The 15,982-nt window shown below is 59.3% G+C and carries 8 protein-coding genes; 4 read left to right on the top strand and 4 right to left on the bottom strand.

Annotated features, from left to right (window positions below; all coding sequences use genetic code 11):
* Positions 1-181: 181 nt before the first annotated feature.
* Entirely contained in the window at positions 182-2,092 is a 1,911-nt protein-coding gene (gene ftsH / locus GFS31_RS10075) for an ATP-dependent zinc metalloprotease FtsH (protein WP_317135021.1), read from the bottom strand.
* Positions 2,093-2,697: 605 nt separating this feature from the next.
* Between ftsH and fusA the strand changes: the two genes are divergently transcribed.
* Positions 2,698-4,788 (top strand): elongation factor G, encoded by a 2,091-nt coding sequence (gene fusA / locus GFS31_RS10070; RefSeq protein ID WP_198804715.1) that lies wholly within the window; start codon positions 2,698-2,700, stop codon positions 4,786-4,788.
* A gap of 224 nt (positions 4,789-5,012) precedes the next feature.
* On the opposite strand, the gene GFS31_RS10065 is transcribed toward fusA, so the two are convergent.
* The 3 genes from GFS31_RS10065 to GFS31_RS10055 all read right to left on the bottom strand — a co-directional run bounded on the left by GFS31_RS10065 (position 5,013) and on the right by GFS31_RS10055 (position 10,022).
* The gene (locus GFS31_RS10065; protein WP_198804714.1) at positions 5,013-6,611 is read right to left on the bottom strand and encodes an NAD(P)H-quinone oxidoreductase subunit 4; all 1,599 of its coding nucleotides are present in this window, start codon (positions 6,609-6,611) and stop codon (positions 5,013-5,015) included.
* 379 nt (positions 6,612-6,990) lie between these two features.
* Positions 6,991-9,066, bottom strand: a complete 2,076-nt coding sequence (locus GFS31_RS10060; protein WP_198808150.1) for an NAD(P)H-quinone oxidoreductase subunit 5 — start codon at positions 9,064-9,066, stop codon at positions 6,991-6,993.
* 410 nt (positions 9,067-9,476) lie between these two features.
* Positions 9,477-10,022, bottom strand: coding sequence for a PadR family transcriptional regulator (locus tag GFS31_RS10055; protein WP_198804713.1), 546 nt, complete (start codon positions 10,020-10,022; stop codon positions 9,477-9,479).
* A 252-nt stretch (positions 10,023-10,274) separates the two neighbouring features.
* Here GFS31_RS10055 and GFS31_RS10050 point away from each other — a divergent pair, with 252 nt between their 5' ends.
* The 3 genes from GFS31_RS10050 to GFS31_RS10040 all read left to right on the top strand — a co-directional run bounded on the left by GFS31_RS10050 (position 10,275) and on the right by GFS31_RS10040 (position 15,964).
* A complete protein-coding gene (locus GFS31_RS10050) occupies positions 10,275-11,660 on the top strand; it encodes an efflux RND transporter periplasmic adaptor subunit (protein ID WP_198804712.1) in 1,386 nt (461 codons plus the stop codon).
* Between the two features lie 82 nt (positions 11,661-11,742).
* The gene (locus tag GFS31_RS10045; RefSeq protein WP_198804711.1) at positions 11,743-12,744 is read left to right on the top strand and encodes an NAD-dependent epimerase/dehydratase family protein; all 1,002 of its coding nucleotides are present in this window, start codon (positions 11,743-11,745) and stop codon (positions 12,742-12,744) included.
* A gap of 91 nt (positions 12,745-12,835) precedes the next feature.
* On the top strand, positions 12,836-15,964 hold the full coding sequence (locus tag GFS31_RS10040; protein ID WP_198804710.1) for an efflux RND transporter permease subunit: 3,129 nt from the start codon (positions 12,836-12,838) through the stop codon (positions 15,962-15,964).
* The last annotated feature ends 18 nt before the right edge of the window (positions 15,965-15,982 follow it).

Here is a 15,982-nt window from a genome sequence, read left to right as displayed (position 1 = left end):
ATAGAAAATAGGTGCGAGAAATTTGGTGATGGCTCCTTAGCCCATGGCATTATAGTTGGAAATTTGTACCTCAGTCGATTGGAGCCTGTGTACACCTCATCTTTGCCCGTTGCCATCCTCAGCCATCCGTCAAGCGCCTGACTACGCCTCAGCGTGCTTGACGGATGATTTTCCCAGCTACCTACTTAGCTTTTACCAAGAACTTTTCAGGGATTTCGGTGTGTTGGCTGACGATCTGGCGAAACTCATCGCCGTCGATGGTTTCCCGCTCCATTAGGAGATCCACAAGGTTATCCATCAGCACACGATTATCGCGCAAAAGCTGACGAGCGCGGGTCAGGCAGGTAAGGGCAATCTCGCGGACTTTGGCATCAATTTTACTGGCCATCTCCTCGGACACTTCGCTGCGGGGCATCAGGTTGCGGCCCAGGAATACCTGGTTATCCATGCTTTCTAGGGCCACGGGGCCGAGGTCGGTCATGCCGTAGAGCGTCACCATCTGCCGCGCCAGGTTGGTCACCTGCTGGATGTCGCCGCTGGCTCCGGTGGAGGTTTCGTCGTCGCCAAACACTTCGGCTTCGGCGGCAAAGCCCCCCAGGGCCACAGTAATCCGATCCACGATCCAGTTGCGGGTGTAGAGGCCGCTGTCAATGATGTCCTCGTTGGGTAGGGACTGGGTGAAGCCTTCGATGCCGCCGGAGCGGGGGATGATTGTCACCTTGTTCAGCTCGTCGGAGTGGGTGAGCAGGGTGGTGAGCAGGGCGTGGCCGACTTCGTGGTAGGCGGTCATGCGTTTGCGGCTGCTATCGAGCAGGGGGGTGAGGCTGAGGCCGATGGTGATGCGGTCGATGGCATCCTCAATTTCCTGCATGGTGACGGCCTCCTTGCGGCGGCGGGCGGTGAGGATGGCAGCTTCGTTCAGCAGGTTGGCTAGCTCAGCCCCGGAGAACCCAGGAGTGCGACGGGCAACAGCCTCTAGGGACACCTCCGGCTCAATTTTTTTGTTGCGGGCGTGAACTTCCAGAATGGACAGCCGTCCGCTGTAGGTGGGCAGATCGACAACCACCTGGCGGTCAAAGCGTCCGGGTCGCAGCAGGGCCGTATCCAGCACATCCACCCGGTTGGTGGCAGCGATGACGATGATGCCGCTGTTGCCCTCAAAGCCGTCCATTTCGGTGAGGAGCTGGTTGAGGGTTTGTTCGCGTTCGTCGTTGCCGCCGCCGATGCCTGCGCCCCGCTGGCGACCCACGGCATCAATTTCGTCGATGAACACGATGCAAGGGGCGTTGTCCTTGGCTTTGCGGAACAGGTCGCGCACGCGGGAGGCCCCCACCCCCACAAACATTTCCACAAACTCTGAGCCGGAAATACTAAAGAAAGGAACCCCCGCCTCGCCAGCGATGGCCTTGGCCAGAAGGGTTTTCCCGGTGCCCGGTTGACCAATCAGCAGCACCCCCTTAGGAATCCGTGCGCCAATGGCCGTAAACTTTTCGGGACTTTTTAGGAAGGACACCACCTCTTGCAGTTCTTCCTTGGCCTCTTCGATCCCGGCCACATCGTCGAACACCACCCCGGTTTTGGCCTCCATCTGGAAGCGGGCCTTGGAGCGGCCAAAGTTCATGGCGTTTCCGGCCCCGGCAGCCCCTCGGCGCAGCAGCATCAGCAGGCCCAAAATCAAAATCAGCGCCAGCAGAGAGTTGGTCGCCAGCCAAGCCAGGGCCGAACTGCCGCTGGTATCACGAATGTTCACATCCACCTGATTGTCGCGCAGGGTGCGGATCAGTTCTGGGTTGCGCTCTCCGGCAAACAGTAGCACCTGATGCGGTGGCTGTCCCGATGCATCGCCCTCTAGAGTGACGTAGGCAATCCCTCGAGTTTCGTCGAGTTCAACGCTTTCCACGAGGCCCGCATTGATGTTGTTCAAAAACTCGCCGTAGGACATTTGACCGTTTTCGGCAGATCCCTGGGCGATGGCTGGGGGCAGCGGCATTAAGCTTTGGAGCAACAACCAACCCACGGTAATGGCCCCTGTGGCGGTCGTACGCAGGGATTGGGAACGGTGGGAGCGGGCAGGCTGACCAGAAAAACGCATAGACATGGGCCGACAAGTAAACAGCGCCCCAAGCCTGGGCACCCCCATGGGGAGCCTAGCTAGGGCTGCTTCCTAGTCTAACCCCCCACTTTAAAACCTGACTTGCCCAGAGATGTTTTAAGGCCCGACGGTAGGCTCACGGTGGTCTTGGGAACCTTTGACCGGAGCGGATAGCCAGAGCTGCCTGGATAACCAGCACCCCCCTCGCTGTCAAAAAACTTGCAAAACGGCAGAGTAAAACAGCCGACTTTGCAGGCTTGCGCCCCCCCACCAAGGCCCTCCGGCCAAATATCTACAATTCCCCACATCAGCTTGGGGCTTGGGGCAGGTTGCCAGACACGATGGGGGCTTAATCCGGCTATGCTAGATAAGCTTTGCGTAAAATCCCCTCGCCATCCCGGCCTATTCCAAGAAGGGGGCTAGGGGTTTTACAATAGTTCATACTAGGCGTTGTTACCGCAGCCTCACCCAAGACTCGTCGTCATGCTCGCGTGATAGAGAATCCTCTTGTAAATGGCTACCAGGGCAACCCAGAACCCGTCTGAGTCACCCTTGTTAGGTGGTCGCCAGCGGCCTGTCGCACAGAATCCGGAGAAGCAGTTATTATGCCCACGAAAGATCTCACCCGTTACCGAAATATTGGTATTTTCGCCCACGTAGATGCGGGGAAAACCACCACCACCGAACGTATCCTGGCCCTCACAGGCCGCATCCACAAAATCGGCGAAGTGCACGATGGTGCCGCCACCACCGACTTCATGGAGCAGGAACAGGAACGGGGGATCACCATTCAGTCGGCAGCCACCACATGCTTCTGGAAAGAGCACCAGTTCAACGTCATCGACACTCCCGGCCACGTAGACTTCACCATCGAGGTATACCGTTCCCTCAAGGTGCTAGATGGCGGCATCGGCGTGTTCTGCGGCTCCGGCGGGGTAGAACCCCAGTCGGAAACCAACTGGCGCTACGCCAACGACTCCAAGGTGGCGCGGATCATCTACGTCAACAAGCTCGACCGGATTGGGGCCAACTTCTACAAGGTGGTGGAGCAGGTCAAGAACGTGCTGGCCGCTCAACCCCTGGTGATGGTGCTGCCCATTGGTACCGAGAACGACTTTGTGGGCGTGGTCGATCTGCTCACCCGCAAGGCTTGGATCTGGGATGATTCTGGCAAGCCTGAGAACTACGAAATCACCGATGTGCCCGCCGACATGGTGGATCAGGTGGAAGAATATCGCGAGAAGCTGGTAGAACTGGCGGTTGAGCAAGACGAAGAAGCCCTCGAAAAGTACCTCGAAGGCGAAGAAATTTCCATCGACGAGCTGAAAGCCTGCATCCGTAAGGGCACCCGCGAACTGGCCTTCTTCCCCACCTACTGCGGTTCCTCCTTCAAGAACAAGGGCGTGCAGCTTGTCCTGGATGCCGTTGTAGACTACCTGCCCAGCCCCACGGAAGTGCCTCCCCAGCCCGAAATCGACCTGGAAGGCAACCCCACGGGCGGTTTTGCCTACGTGGATCCGGAGAAGCCCCTCCGCGCCCTGGCCTTCAAGATCATGGACGACCGTTTCGGTGCCCTCACCTTCACCCGACTCTACTCTGGCCAAATCAAGAAGGGCGACACCATCCTCGACACCGCCACGGGCAAAACCGAGCGGATCAGCCGGATTGTGGAAATGCACGCCAACGACCGGGAAGAGGTGGAATCGGCCCAGGCGGGCGACATCGTGGCCCTGATCGGCATGAAAAACGTGCAGACCGGGCACACCCTGGCTGATCCCAAAAACCCCGCCACCCTAGAACCGATGGTCTTCCCCGACCCCGTGATCTCCATTGCGGTGGCCCCCAAGAAAAAGGGCGACAACGAGAAAATGGGCATGGCCATCAGCAAGATGGTGCAGGAAGACCCCTCCTTCCAGGTGGAAACCGATGAAGAAAGCGGCGAAGTCATCCTCAAGGGGATGGGCGAACTGCACTTGGACATCAAGGTGGACATCCTCAAGCGCACCCACGGCGTGGAAGTGGAGGTGGGCAAGCCCCAGGTGGCCTACCGTGAATCCATCACCAAGACGCTGCCCGATGGCTACGTCCATAAGAAGCAGTCCGGTGGTTCCGGTCAGTACGCCAAGATCGACTACATCGTCGAGCCCGGTGAACCAGGGAGCGGCTTTGTGTTCGAGTCGAAGGTGACGGGCGGTAACGTGCCCCGCGAATTCTGGCCTGCGGTGCAAAAGGGCTTTGAAACCAGCATCGACAAAGGGCCGCTGGCGGGCTACCCCGTGGTAGACCTCAAAGTTACCCTCACCGATGGCGGCTTCCACCCCGTGGACTCCTCGGCCATCGCCTTTGAAATTGCGGCCAAAGCGGCCTATCGTCAGTCCTTGCCCAAGGCTGGCCCCCAACTGCTGGAACCCGTGATGAAGGTGGACGTGTTCACCCCCGAAGACTACATGGGCGACGTGATCGGCGACCTCAACCGTCGTCGCGGCATGATCAAGTCCCAGGATCCCACCCTCACCGGGGTACGGGTGAAGGCCGATGTGCCCCTGAGCGAAATGTTCGGCTACATTGGCGACCTGCGGACGATGACCTCTGGGCGCGGTCAGTTCTCCATGGAGTTCTCCCACTATGCCCCCTGCCCCGCCAACGTGGCAGAAACGGTGATCAAGGAAGCCAAGGAACGCCAAGCGGCCTCCTAATTCCATCAACCGAGCGGCTGGGGAGAGATCCAGCCGCTCTTTTACCTCCAGAATGGTTTAGCCTTGGTCTCTGGGAGATCAGGGCTTTTTTGTGGTCACAATCACAGTGGCCCGACTACTTGCCATCAAATCAAGATGCCATGCTGCTGAATGTGCGATTTGAAAACGAAAAAAGGCGGGTTGCCCAAGGACAGACCCGCCTAGCTGAGACATAACCGGACGATCTAGACCCCAGGTTCACTCACTGAGGGCGCTTTGAGGACAGGCAACGCCGCTAGGGGCACCGTTAGCTCTGCTGCATCCCCTTGGGAGACAAACACCTGATTGAGGCGGGTGTTGAGCTTTTCGGTGGTGGAGTCGTAGATTTGGGTCAGCATTTTGGGATAGAGGCCAAAGCCGATGATGGGCACCAGCAGACAGGCGATGATAAACACCTCGCGGGGTTCGGCGTCTACCAGTTCTTCGTGTTCCACCAGTTCTTTGTTTTCGGGGCCGTAGAAGATTTCCCGCAGCATCGCCAGCAGGTAGATGGGGGTGAGAATCACGCCGATGGCCATGAAGGTGACGGCAATGATGCGGAAGGTGAGGCTGTAGGCATCGCTAGTGGCAAAGCCGACGAAGACCATCAACTCGGCCACGAATCCGCTCATGCCGGGGAGCGCCAAAGAGGCTAGGGAGCAGGCGGTGAACATGGCGAAGATTTTGGGCATTTTCTTACCCACGCCGCCCATTTCTTCCAGAATCAGCGTATGGGTGCGGTCGTAGGTGGCCCCTACCAGGAAGAACAGGCTGGCCCCAATCAACCCGTGGGACACCATTTGCAGCACGGCACCGCTCAGGCCCAGGCTGGTGAAGGAGGCAATCCCAATCAGCACAAAGCCCATGTGGGAAATGGAGGAGTAGGCGATTTTGCGCTTCAGGTTGCGTTGGGCAAAGGAGGTCAGGGCCGCATAGACGATGTTGACGCAGCCCAGGATCACCAGAATCGGCGCGAAGTAGGCGTGGGCCTCAGGCAACATGCCAAAGTTCATGCGGATCAGGGCATAGCCGCCCATTTTCAGCAGAATCCCCGCCAGCAGCATATGTACTGGGGCCGTCGCTTCGCCGTGGGCATCGGGGAGCCAGGTGTGGAGGGGAATAATCGGCAGTTTGACGGCGTAGGCGATTAGGAATGCCCCATAGAGCAGCAGTTGTAGCCGCATGGGGTAGACCTTTTCCGCCAGGGCAGTCATGTCGAAGGTGACGGTATCGCCGTAGAAGGCCATGGCCAGCGCCGCCACCAGAATGAACAGCGACCCGCCCGCCGTGTACAGAATGAACTTGGTCGCTGCATAGAGACGCTTTTTGCCGCCCCAAATCGACAGCAGCAGGTACACCGGAATCAGCTCTAGTTCCCAGAACAGGAAGAAGAGCAGCATATCCTGCACCGCAAACACCCCAATCTGGCCGCTATACATGGCCAGCAGCAGGAAGTAAAAGAACTTCGGCTTGAGGGTGACGGGCCACGCCGCCAGCGCCGCCAGGGTGGTGATAAACCCGGTCAGCAGTACCAGGGGCATGGAGAGACCATCGACACCCAGCGACCATTTCAAATCAAGCTGGGGCACCCAGGTATAGCTCTCCACGAGCTGGAGGCCGGGGTTGCTGAAGTCGTAATTGAGGTAGAAGGCGGTGACGATCAACACGAAGTCGATCAACCCCACCACCAGGGCATACCAGCGCACCGTTTTGCCATTGTCGTCGGGCAAAAAGGGAATGGCGATGCAGGCCACCAAGGGCAGCAGGGTAACGGTTGTTAACCAAGGAAAAGTCGCGAGGTCCATAGAGCTGTTTCTCGTCGCGGTTTGTCAAAGGGGCGTGGTGTCAGAGGGACGGTTTGCCAAGGGGCGGGCCTTGCTTGTATCTGGCCTTGCTATGTATCTAACGGGAAAATCTTGAAAATGGGGCAAAATCGCAACAGTTTTTATACGAACGAAGGAAATCAAAATCTGATCCCCCTAGATCCCCCTGAATAAAGGGGAATTTGAGTCCAGAGATTCAATGGATAGCACAGTCCTCGTAGCCCTCACCCCCAGCCCCTCTCCCAGGGAGGAGAGGGGAGCCGGAAGTAGTTCAAAGTCCCTCTCCCAAGTTGGGAGAGGGATTTAGGGTGAGGGCTGGATCTCGGTCAAGGAGCATGTCCGTTATCTACTGAGCGAGAAGTTAAGTCACACCCGACAGCAGCACCAGCCCCAGTACGGCCCCAAACACAATCAGGGCATAGAACTGGGCACGGCCATTTTCCAGGTACTTCAGCCCTTCCCCGGTGATTAGGGTGACGAAGCCCGCCAGGTTGACCAGACCATCGACGATCCGGATATCCACTTCCAGCACTTGCTTGGCCAGCTTGCGGCTGCCCTGAACGAAGACCACCTCGTAGATGTCGTCCACGTACCACTTGTTCAGGGACAGGTTGTACAGGAAGGGGATCTTGGCGGCGATCGCCTTGGGATCAATCACCTTCGTCCGGTACATCAGCACCGAGATGATGATGCCCACGGTGGCAATGGCAACGGAGCTTCCGGCCATCAGCACAAACTCGTTGAGGTCGAAGTGCTCGGCGGCTTCGGCAGCGTCAAACACCTCACTGGGGGGATGGATGAACGCCTCGAAGTAGTTGGCGAAGGGTGTCCCCAGCAGACCCACCAGCACCGAGGGCACCGCCAGCGCCATCAGCGGAAAGGTCATGGACAGGGGGGATTCGTGGGGTTCGTGGGCGTGGTCGTGACCGTGATCGTCGTGGTCGTGATCATCGGCATCGAGGGTCAGCTCTTGGGGGTTCATCGCCCCAGGGCCAAGGGAGAGGCCCATCTTTTGCAGTTGCGCCCGCTTCAGGTCGCGGCGGATGCCTTCGTCGTTGCCGCGAAACTCGCCTTCAAAGGTCGAGAAATACATGCGGAACATGTAGAAGGCCGTGATCCCCGCCGTCAGCCAGCCCACGGCCCAGAGGACGGGGTTTGCGGCAAAGGTGGCTCCCAGGATTTCATCCTTCGACCAGAATCCGGCGAAGGGGGGAATGCCGCAGATGGCCAGGGTGCCGATCAAAAAGGTGTAGGCGGTGACGGGCATATACTTGCGCAGACCGCCCATCAGCCGCATATCCTGGGCCAGCACGGGATCGTGGCCGACCACCGCTTCCATGCCGTGGATGACGGAGCCGGAGCCGAGGAACAGCATGGCCTTGAAGTAGGCGTGGGTCATCAGGTGGAACAGTCCGGCACTGTAAGCCCCAACGCCCATGGCCATGACCATGTAGCCCAACTGGGACATGGTGGAAAAGGCTAGCCCTTTCTTGATGTCGTTTTGGGTGATGGCAATAGTGGCCCCCATAAAGGCCGTGAAGGCCCCGGTGTAGGCAATCACGGTCATCACCGTGGGGATGTCCTCGAACACGGGATACATCCGCGCCACCAGGAACACCCCAGCCGCCACCATCGTGGCCGCGTGGATTAGGGCGGAGATGGGGGTGGGGCCTTCCATGGCGTCGGGTAGCCACACATGGAGGGGGAACTGGGCCGACTTGGCCACCGGGCCAAGGAACACCAGCACCGCAAAAATCGCCGCAACGCTGGGGGCCAGACTACCGACGTTGACCAACTCCGTCAGCCGTTCGCCCATGATGTCGAAATCAAAGCTGCCCGTGGCCCAAAACAGGCCCAGAATGCCCAGCAGCAAGCCAAAGTCGCCCACCCGGTTGGTGACGAATGCCTTTTGGCAGGCATCGGCGGCGGGTTTGCGGTTGTACCAAAAGCCAATCAGCAGGTAGGAACACATCCCCACCAGCTCCCAAAACACATACACCTGGAGCAGGTTGGGGCTGATTACCAGACCCAGCATGGAGGAGCTAAACAGGCTGAGGTAGGCGTAGAACCGCACATAGCCCGGATCGTGGCTCATGTAGCCGTCGGTGTAGATCATCACCAAAAAGGCGACGGTGGTGACGATCACCAGCATCAACGAAGCCAGGTGATCTACGGTGTAGCCCATTTCGATGCGGAAATCACCCGCCGAGGCCCACTCGAACATTTGGGTGTAGGCGGGGTGGCCCTGCCACTGGCTCCAAAAGATTAAAAACGAAAGCACCATCGCCATCCCGGTGAGGGAGACGATGAAGATGGCGGAGGGTTGCCGCAGTTTGCTGGTGGTTTGGCTGTAGGAGATTAGTCCCGTGCCCACCACCGCCGCCCCAATCAGAGGCAGCACTGGCACCAGCCAAGCGTATTGATACAGAAGTTCCATCGAGTCCATTGTGACTGCCTACTCCAAGAGCTGAGGTGAGTTGGCAAAAAACCGCTTACATTTTGACATACCCGCACCCACGAAATAATAAGATGACCGACACAGTTAGGGGGAAATTCCTCATATTTCGACCCATTTTTTCCCCGAATTGCCCCATCCTGATTTGCCTGTACACCTTGCCATAGGCCCATTGTGGCGATCTCAATAACCTGCGACCCATTTCTTAAGAAAGATGTTTGTTTTGGAGAGTAATGGCTACAACGATTATTTCAATCTCGAGAATTGATTAGATTGAACTGAATCAATTGAACTAGCTCAATTGAACCGACTTCTTTGAGCCAGCGTGAACCCCAGCCCAGGTATCCATCAACGCCTCAGGTGGATCGTCTCTCTAACCCCCTGGGTTTCGATCATGGGTTTCGATCATGGGCGTTCAGGAAGGTCAGAACTTCATCAATCCAGTCAATCCAGTCCTGCTCGTAGCGCATCCCCCGACGCAGCGTGAGGTAGCGAAACTGTTCGATCACTGGCGGATCGGCCAGGGCCTGGTATTGATCGTCCATCGCTTGGTAGTTTGCGAGCTGGTCAGCGTGAATCTGGCGGCGGCGGTGCAGCTCGTCTATCAACCCTCCCTCTGGCACGTAGGGAGCGGCTAATACCCGAACGAGTAAGTCTTCGCGGATGGGGGTCGGTTCCGTGGGTTCGGCATACCAGCGGCATAGTTCGGTGTGTCCTGCCTCGGTGAGGCTATAGATTTTTTTGTCTGGCTTGCCCTCCTGAGGCACCGATTCGTAGACGACCCAGCCCTGCTGCTCCATTTTGCTCAGATCTCGGTAGATCTGCTGCGGACTGGCCTGCCAGTAGCAACTGACGCTTTCTTCAAACCGTTTGCTGATGTCGTAGCCGCTGTAGGGCTGCTGAGACAAAACCGCCAAAATTGTGTGGGACAGGGCCATAGGAGGTTGATGCGAGAAACATCATTGACATATTCAACATTTTGAGTATAACTTTTTAGGGTGATAGCAAAAAAGTTGAATATCTAAAAGTTGAATATCTGAGCGCTGATCCCTGACCACCCAATCCAACCCCTCAGCGCTGGTTGGATTGACGGCTAGGGGGGCCAGGGGATCGGGTTCAGTGGGTTTATCGATCTCGGTCACGGTCGGCTGATTTTCTTGCTGGTGGCTGTCTCTCAACAAGGTGTTGCTATGGCTCACGCTTCTGATTCGGTGAATTTGGTGGCTGGCCCAACGGGGCTTGAGCCTGCGAGGCCGATTGCCAAACGGCCCGGTGGTTGGCAATTTCGACCCCGCCGATGGTGGCTGTTGCCCCTGGCTACGGTGCCCTTGGTGGCGGTGGCGGGCCTGCGGCTAGGTCGTCCTGCCCCGGCAACCCCTGGGGCCAATGCCCTACCCGTGGAGGTGGTGGCGCTGACCCCCGTGGAGTCTTACCTGGTGGAACGTCAGTATGTGGGGGAACTGGTGGCCCAGCGTCGTAGTGCCCTAGGGTTTGAGCAGGCAGGGACGGTGATGGCGGTGCTGGTGCAGGAGGGGGATTGGGTTACGGCTGGTCAGCCCCTAGCCCGCCTCGACACCCGCGCCCTAGAGGCTCAGCGCCAGCAGTTAGTGGCCCAGCGGGATCAGGCTGTGGCCCTTCTAAGTGAGTTGCAGAACGGTCCTCGTCCCCAGGTGATTGCAGCGGCCCAGGGGGCCGTGGGCGATCTGGAACGTCAATTGTCCCTAGCGGTGGCCCAGCGCAATCGTCGTGCCGATCTTTACCAGCAGGGGGCGATTTCCCGTGAGGAACTCGATCAGCAAACCTTTGGCACCGAGGCCTTGGAAAACCGCCTAGCCTCTGCCCAGAGCGAACTAGATGACCTAATGGCCGGAACCCGCCCGGAGCAGATCGCGGCTCAGGCAGCCCAGGTGCGCCAGCTTGATGCCAGCCTTCAGGCCATCCAGGTGGATCTATCCAAGGCGGTGATTACGGCCCCCTTTTCTGGGCGGATCAGTGATCGCCTGGTGGATGAGGGGGTGGTGGTCAGCGGTGGTCAGCCCGTGGTGCAGATCCTTGAAGGATCCAGGGCCGAAGCCCGGATTGGCATTCCGGCGGATATGGCCGATGGCCTTGCCCTGGGCAGTGTTCAAACCGTAGCAGTGGGGGATCGCCCCTTCTCCGCCACCCTCACCGCCCTGCTGCCGGAGTTGGAAGCCACCAGTCGTACCGTGACGGCGGTGCTGACCTTGGATACGTCAGAGGATCTCACCCTGGGGCAAACGGCCCGGCTCGTTCTGCGCGAGACGCAGCCAGCCCAGGGATTTTGGCTACCCGCCACGGCCCTTGTGCAGGGGGAACAGGGGTTGTGGTCGGTGTATGTGGTTGCGGATGAGGGGGAGTCTGGCACCGGGGATTCTGGTGCCGGAGAGTCTAGCCCTGGGGAGGCTGGGGCGACCGTGGCCCGTCAGCCCGTAGACATTATTCACACCGAAGGAGACCGCGTCCTCGTCCAGGGGTTGGTAGAGGAGGGGGATCGCATCATCAGCAGTGGTACCCATCGCGTTGTTCCCGGCCAGGCTGTCAGCTTTACGGACTAGGGGCGCACCCTTCCGCAATAAAGCGAAAGCGCTCGCCATAAGACCCATCCCCATAAGACCCATCCCTAGGAGACCTATCCCTATGCAAGCATTTGTTACTGGCAGCACCGGCCTACTTGGCAGCAACCTGGTGCGCGAACTGGTGGATCAGGGCTACTTCGTCAAAGCCCTAGTGCGCAATCTAGAGAAAGCCCAGTTTCTGCTCGGTGACTTGCCCCAGGTACACCTGATTCAAGGGGATTTGCAGGCTATTCCCGCCTTTGCAGCGGAACTGCGGGGGTGCGACGTGTTGTTCCACACCGCCGCCTACTTCCGGGAATCCTACGCTTCGGGCAACCACTGGCCCATGCTTCAGCGGTTAAATATCGACGCTACCCTCGAACTGCTGGAGGTGGCGGCAGCGGCCCAAGTCCTCAAGGCTATCTACGTCAGCTCCTCAGGCTGCATTGGCCTCAACTCCAACGGCTCACCGGGCGATGAAACGACCCCCCCTGGCCCAATCACCTACAGCAACCCCTACTTTAAAAGTAAGCTGCTGGCCGAGGCCGCTGTGGTCAACTTTACCCAGACCCACGCGATGCCCGTGGTGATGATCTGCCCCGGTGCCATGCTTGGCCCCCAGGACGCCGCCCCCACGGAACTGGGCCAATTTGTCCTCAACGCTTTGCATCGCAAAATGCCAGCTCGGCCTGCGGGGGGCATGTCCTACGTGGATGTGCGAGACGTGGCAGCGGCCATGGTGAAGGCGGTCTCCCTAGGGCAATCAGGCCAACGCTACTTGGTCGGGGGTGAGTACTACTCCACGGCTGACCTCATGGGTCACCTGTCAGCGGTCAGCGGCGTGCCCGCGCCCAAACTGGCTATGCCGGGCCTGGGGATGCGGATCTTGGCGATCATCTCCACCTGGGTAGGGCAGCTCACGGGGCAAAGGCCCGAAATCCCCATTGAGGGAGTCAAAATCATGCTGGCAAGGCTGGCCTACGACTCCACCAAGGCTCAGCGTGAGCTGGGTGTTCAGTTTCGCCCCCTGGAAATCACCCTCAGCGATATGGTCGCCTGGTACCGTCAGGCCCATTATCTGTAGCCCTAATATCAGCCCTGGATCGCACCACCAATAGACCTGTTTTCGCCAAGGCTAAGGCACTTGGCCCGCGATACCCGTTTACCCCACCCCCATGAACCTCTTTTACCGAAACCGCCAACTTCTCCTCCTCACCCTGGTGCTGATTGTGGTCTGGGGCCTCTCCGCCTTCCTCACCCTGCCGCGCCTGGAGGATCCCGAAATTGTCCAGCGTTTTGCCCGCATTACCACCTTCTTGCCGGGGGCAACCCCGGAGCGCGTGGAGACCCTGGTGACCGAAAAGATTGAAGATCGCCTGTTTGAACTGGAGGAGGTCGAATCCCTACAATCCACCAGCGGTACGGGTATTTCTGTGATCACTGTGGAGTTGAAGGAGACCGTGGCCGAGGTGGATTCGGTGTGGGCCAAGGTGCGCAGTAAGGTGGATGACGCCGTGCCGGATCTGCCCGCCGATGCCTCCGTGCCAGAGTACGCCGATAGCTCGACCCAGGCCAATGCCATCATCGTGGGCCTCACTTGGCAGCAAGACGATGCGCCCAACTACGCCATTATGGGGCGGCTGGCGGCGGTGCTGGAGGATCGGCTACGGGCCATCCCAGGCACCGAGACGGTGGATGTGTTTGGCGAGCCGGACGAAGAAATTCGGGTGGATATCGCGGCGACGGAACTCTCTCGGTTGGGCCTATCGGCGGCGGCCTTGGCCCAGCAGATTGCCGCCAGTGATGCCAAGGTGTCGGCGGGGCAGTTTCGCAGCGGCAGCACCGAATTTCTGCTGGAGGTGAACAGCAACCTCAGCACCCTAGAGCAGATTCGCGCCATCCCCCTTGCAGCGGGAGACAGGGGCCAGGTGGCGCGGCTAGGGGATGTGGCCATCGTCACCAAGGCAGCCCAGGATCCCCCAACGGATCTGGCCCTGGTGGATGGGCATCCGGCCATTGCCGTCGCCGCCAAGGTTGAATCGGCGTCACGGGTCGATCTGTGGGCGGTGCAGGCGCGGGAGGTGCTGGAGGACTTTCGTCGGGAGTTGCCCCAAGGCATGGGGCTATCCGTGGTGCTCGATCAGAGTCAGTACGTGCAGCAGCGGCTGGATGGGGTGGTGAGTAACCTCATCCTAGGATCGCTACTGGTGATTGGGGTATCGCTGCTGATTTTGGGTTGGAAGTCGGCCCTGTTGGTGGGTCTGGCCCTGCCCCTCACCACGCTCATGGTGTTCGGCACCATGGGGACGCTGGGGGTGCCGTTGCACCAAATGTCGGTGACGGGCATCATCATCGCCCTGGGGCTACTGATCGACAACGCCATCATTGTGGTAGATGAGGCGCAGGGGCGGCTGCGCACGGGGATAGCACCGGGGCAGGCGGTGGCTGAAACCGTGCGCCATCTGCTGGTGCCGCTGGGGGCTAGCACCCTGACCACGGTACTGGCCTTTGTGCCCATTGCCACCTCGCCGGGAAGCGTGGGGGAATTTATCGGCACCATTGGCCTGACGGTGATCCTGGCGCTCCTAAGTTCCTTGGCCCTGTCGCTGACGGTGATCGTCTCCCTGGTCGGGCGGCTGCACCAGTGGAACCCGATACCGGGGGGCTGGGGATGGTTGCAGGACGGTCTATCCAACGACACCCTAGCCCAGGCCTACCGATGGAGCCTGAGGGTGGTCTTTCGCCGTCCTTGGCTGGGGGTGGGTCTGTCGTTAATCCTTCCGGTCATGGGCTTTGCCGTATTTGGGACGCTACCTCAGCAGTTTTTTCCGCCCACCAACCGCAACCAAATTCAGATTGAGTTTGAGTTACCCACCCAGGCGTCCTTAGCCGCCACCCAGACCCAGGTGAGTCAGGTACGGGAACTCGCCCTCCAGGATCCCGACATTGAAGAAATCCACTGGTTTATGGGCCGCACCGCACCGCCCTTTTTCTATAACGTGCTAGACAATCGCCGCAATGCCCAAAACTACGCCCAAGGCATTGTCCAACTGGCGAGCACCGATCACATTCGACCAACCATTCAAACCCTCCAGCGGGATCTGGATGCCGCCTTTCCCCAGGCCCAGGTGTTGGTGAAGCAGCTCGAACAGGGGCCGCCCTTCGATGCCCCCATTGAGCTGCGGATCTACGGATCAGACATAGCCGGGTTGCGGGCCTGGGGGGATCGCCTCCGGGCCGAACTGGCCCAGGTGCCCGACGTGGTGCATACTCGCGCTACCCTCACCGAAACCCTACCCAAGCTGGCCCTAACCGTGGATGAACCCCAGGCCAGACGATTGGGGCTAGACAACCAGGCCATTGCCGTGCAGATCAACGCCGCTTTAGACGGGCGCACAGGCGGATCCATCCTCGACGATAGCCGCGACATCCCGGTGCGGGTGCGGGTGCCCAATCAGGATCAGGGGAACCTAGGGGCCATCGCCGCCCTAGATATGGTGACCGCTGGGGGGCCGATGCCATTGGATGCGATCACCCAGCTAGACCTAGTGCCCGACACTGCCAGCATTAGCCGCCGAAATGGTCAGCGAATCAACACCGTCCAGGGCTTTATCACCGCCGGGGCATTGCCCAGTACCGTCCTCGCCAACCTTCAAAATCGGCTGGTTGATCAGGGTTTTGAACTCCCCCCCGGCTACCGCATTGAGTACGGGGGCGAAGCCGATGCCAGAGGGTCTGCCATCGGCAACCTGCTTTCCACCGTGGGAGTGCTCAGCATTCTGATGACGGCTACTCTGGTGCTGTCCTTTAACTCCTTTGGCCTAGCGGCGTTGATTGGATCGGTGGCCGTGTTGGCGGTGGGGCTGGCGGCCTTGGCCCTCAAGCTGTTTGGTTCCATCTTTGGGTTCACCGCCATCCTCGGCACCCTGGGCTTAATCGGCCTAGCTATCAACGACTCAATTGTGGTGCTAGCTGCCCTGAGAGAAGACCCCGAAGCGCGTCTTGGCTATCCCCAGGCCGTGGAAGCCGTCGTGTTCCATGCCACCCGCCATGTGATCGCTACCACCGTGACCACCATCGTCGGCTTTGTGCCGCTGCTGCTGGATCCCACCGGATTTTGGCCACCCCTGGCCATTGCTATTGCCGGGGGCCTTGGTGGCGCTACGTTGCTGGCTCTCTACTATATTCCCGCCATGTATCGGTTGCTGAGCTATCGAGAAAACGCCCCTGCGGCACCCAGATCCCCCCTGGCCCCTCACAGAGATCAGGATCAGCCTGATCTGGCATCCCAGACGCTTCCCTGACCCCCCAATCCTTGGGGC

This window comes from Leptolyngbya sp. BL0902 (assembly GCF_016403105.1).
Taxonomy (GTDB): Bacteria; Cyanobacteriota; Cyanobacteriia; order Phormidesmidales; family Phormidesmidaceae; genus Nodosilinea.
Note: the sequence above shows the minus strand (reverse complement) of the source record. Positions and strands in the feature narration are given on the sequence as shown.

Coding starts and splice junctions, on each gene's coding strand:
- fusA (WP_198804715.1), top strand. CDS start 2,698: ATGCCCACGAAAGATCTCACCCGTTACCGAAATATTGGTATTTTCGCC.
- GFS31_RS10055 (WP_198804713.1), bottom strand. CDS start 10,022: ATGGCCCTGTCCCACACAATTTTGGCGGTTTTGTCTCAGCAGCCCTAC.
- GFS31_RS10050 (WP_198804712.1), top strand. CDS start 10,275: ATGGCTCACGCTTCTGATTCGGTGAATTTGGTGGCTGGCCCAACGGGG.
- GFS31_RS10065 (WP_198804714.1), bottom strand. CDS start 6,611: ATGGACCTCGCGACTTTTCCTTGGTTAACAACCGTTACCCTGCTGCCC.
- GFS31_RS10060 (WP_198808150.1), bottom strand. CDS start 9,066: ATGGAACTTCTGTATCAATACGCTTGGCTGGTGCCAGTGCTGCCTCTG.
- GFS31_RS10040 (WP_198804710.1), top strand. CDS start 12,836: ATGAACCTCTTTTACCGAAACCGCCAACTTCTCCTCCTCACCCTGGTG.
- ftsH (WP_317135021.1), bottom strand. CDS start 2,092: ATGCGTTTTTCTGGTCAGCCTGCCCGCTCCCACCGTTCCCAATCCCTG.
- GFS31_RS10045 (WP_198804711.1), top strand. CDS start 11,743: ATGCAAGCATTTGTTACTGGCAGCACCGGCCTACTTGGCAGCAACCTG.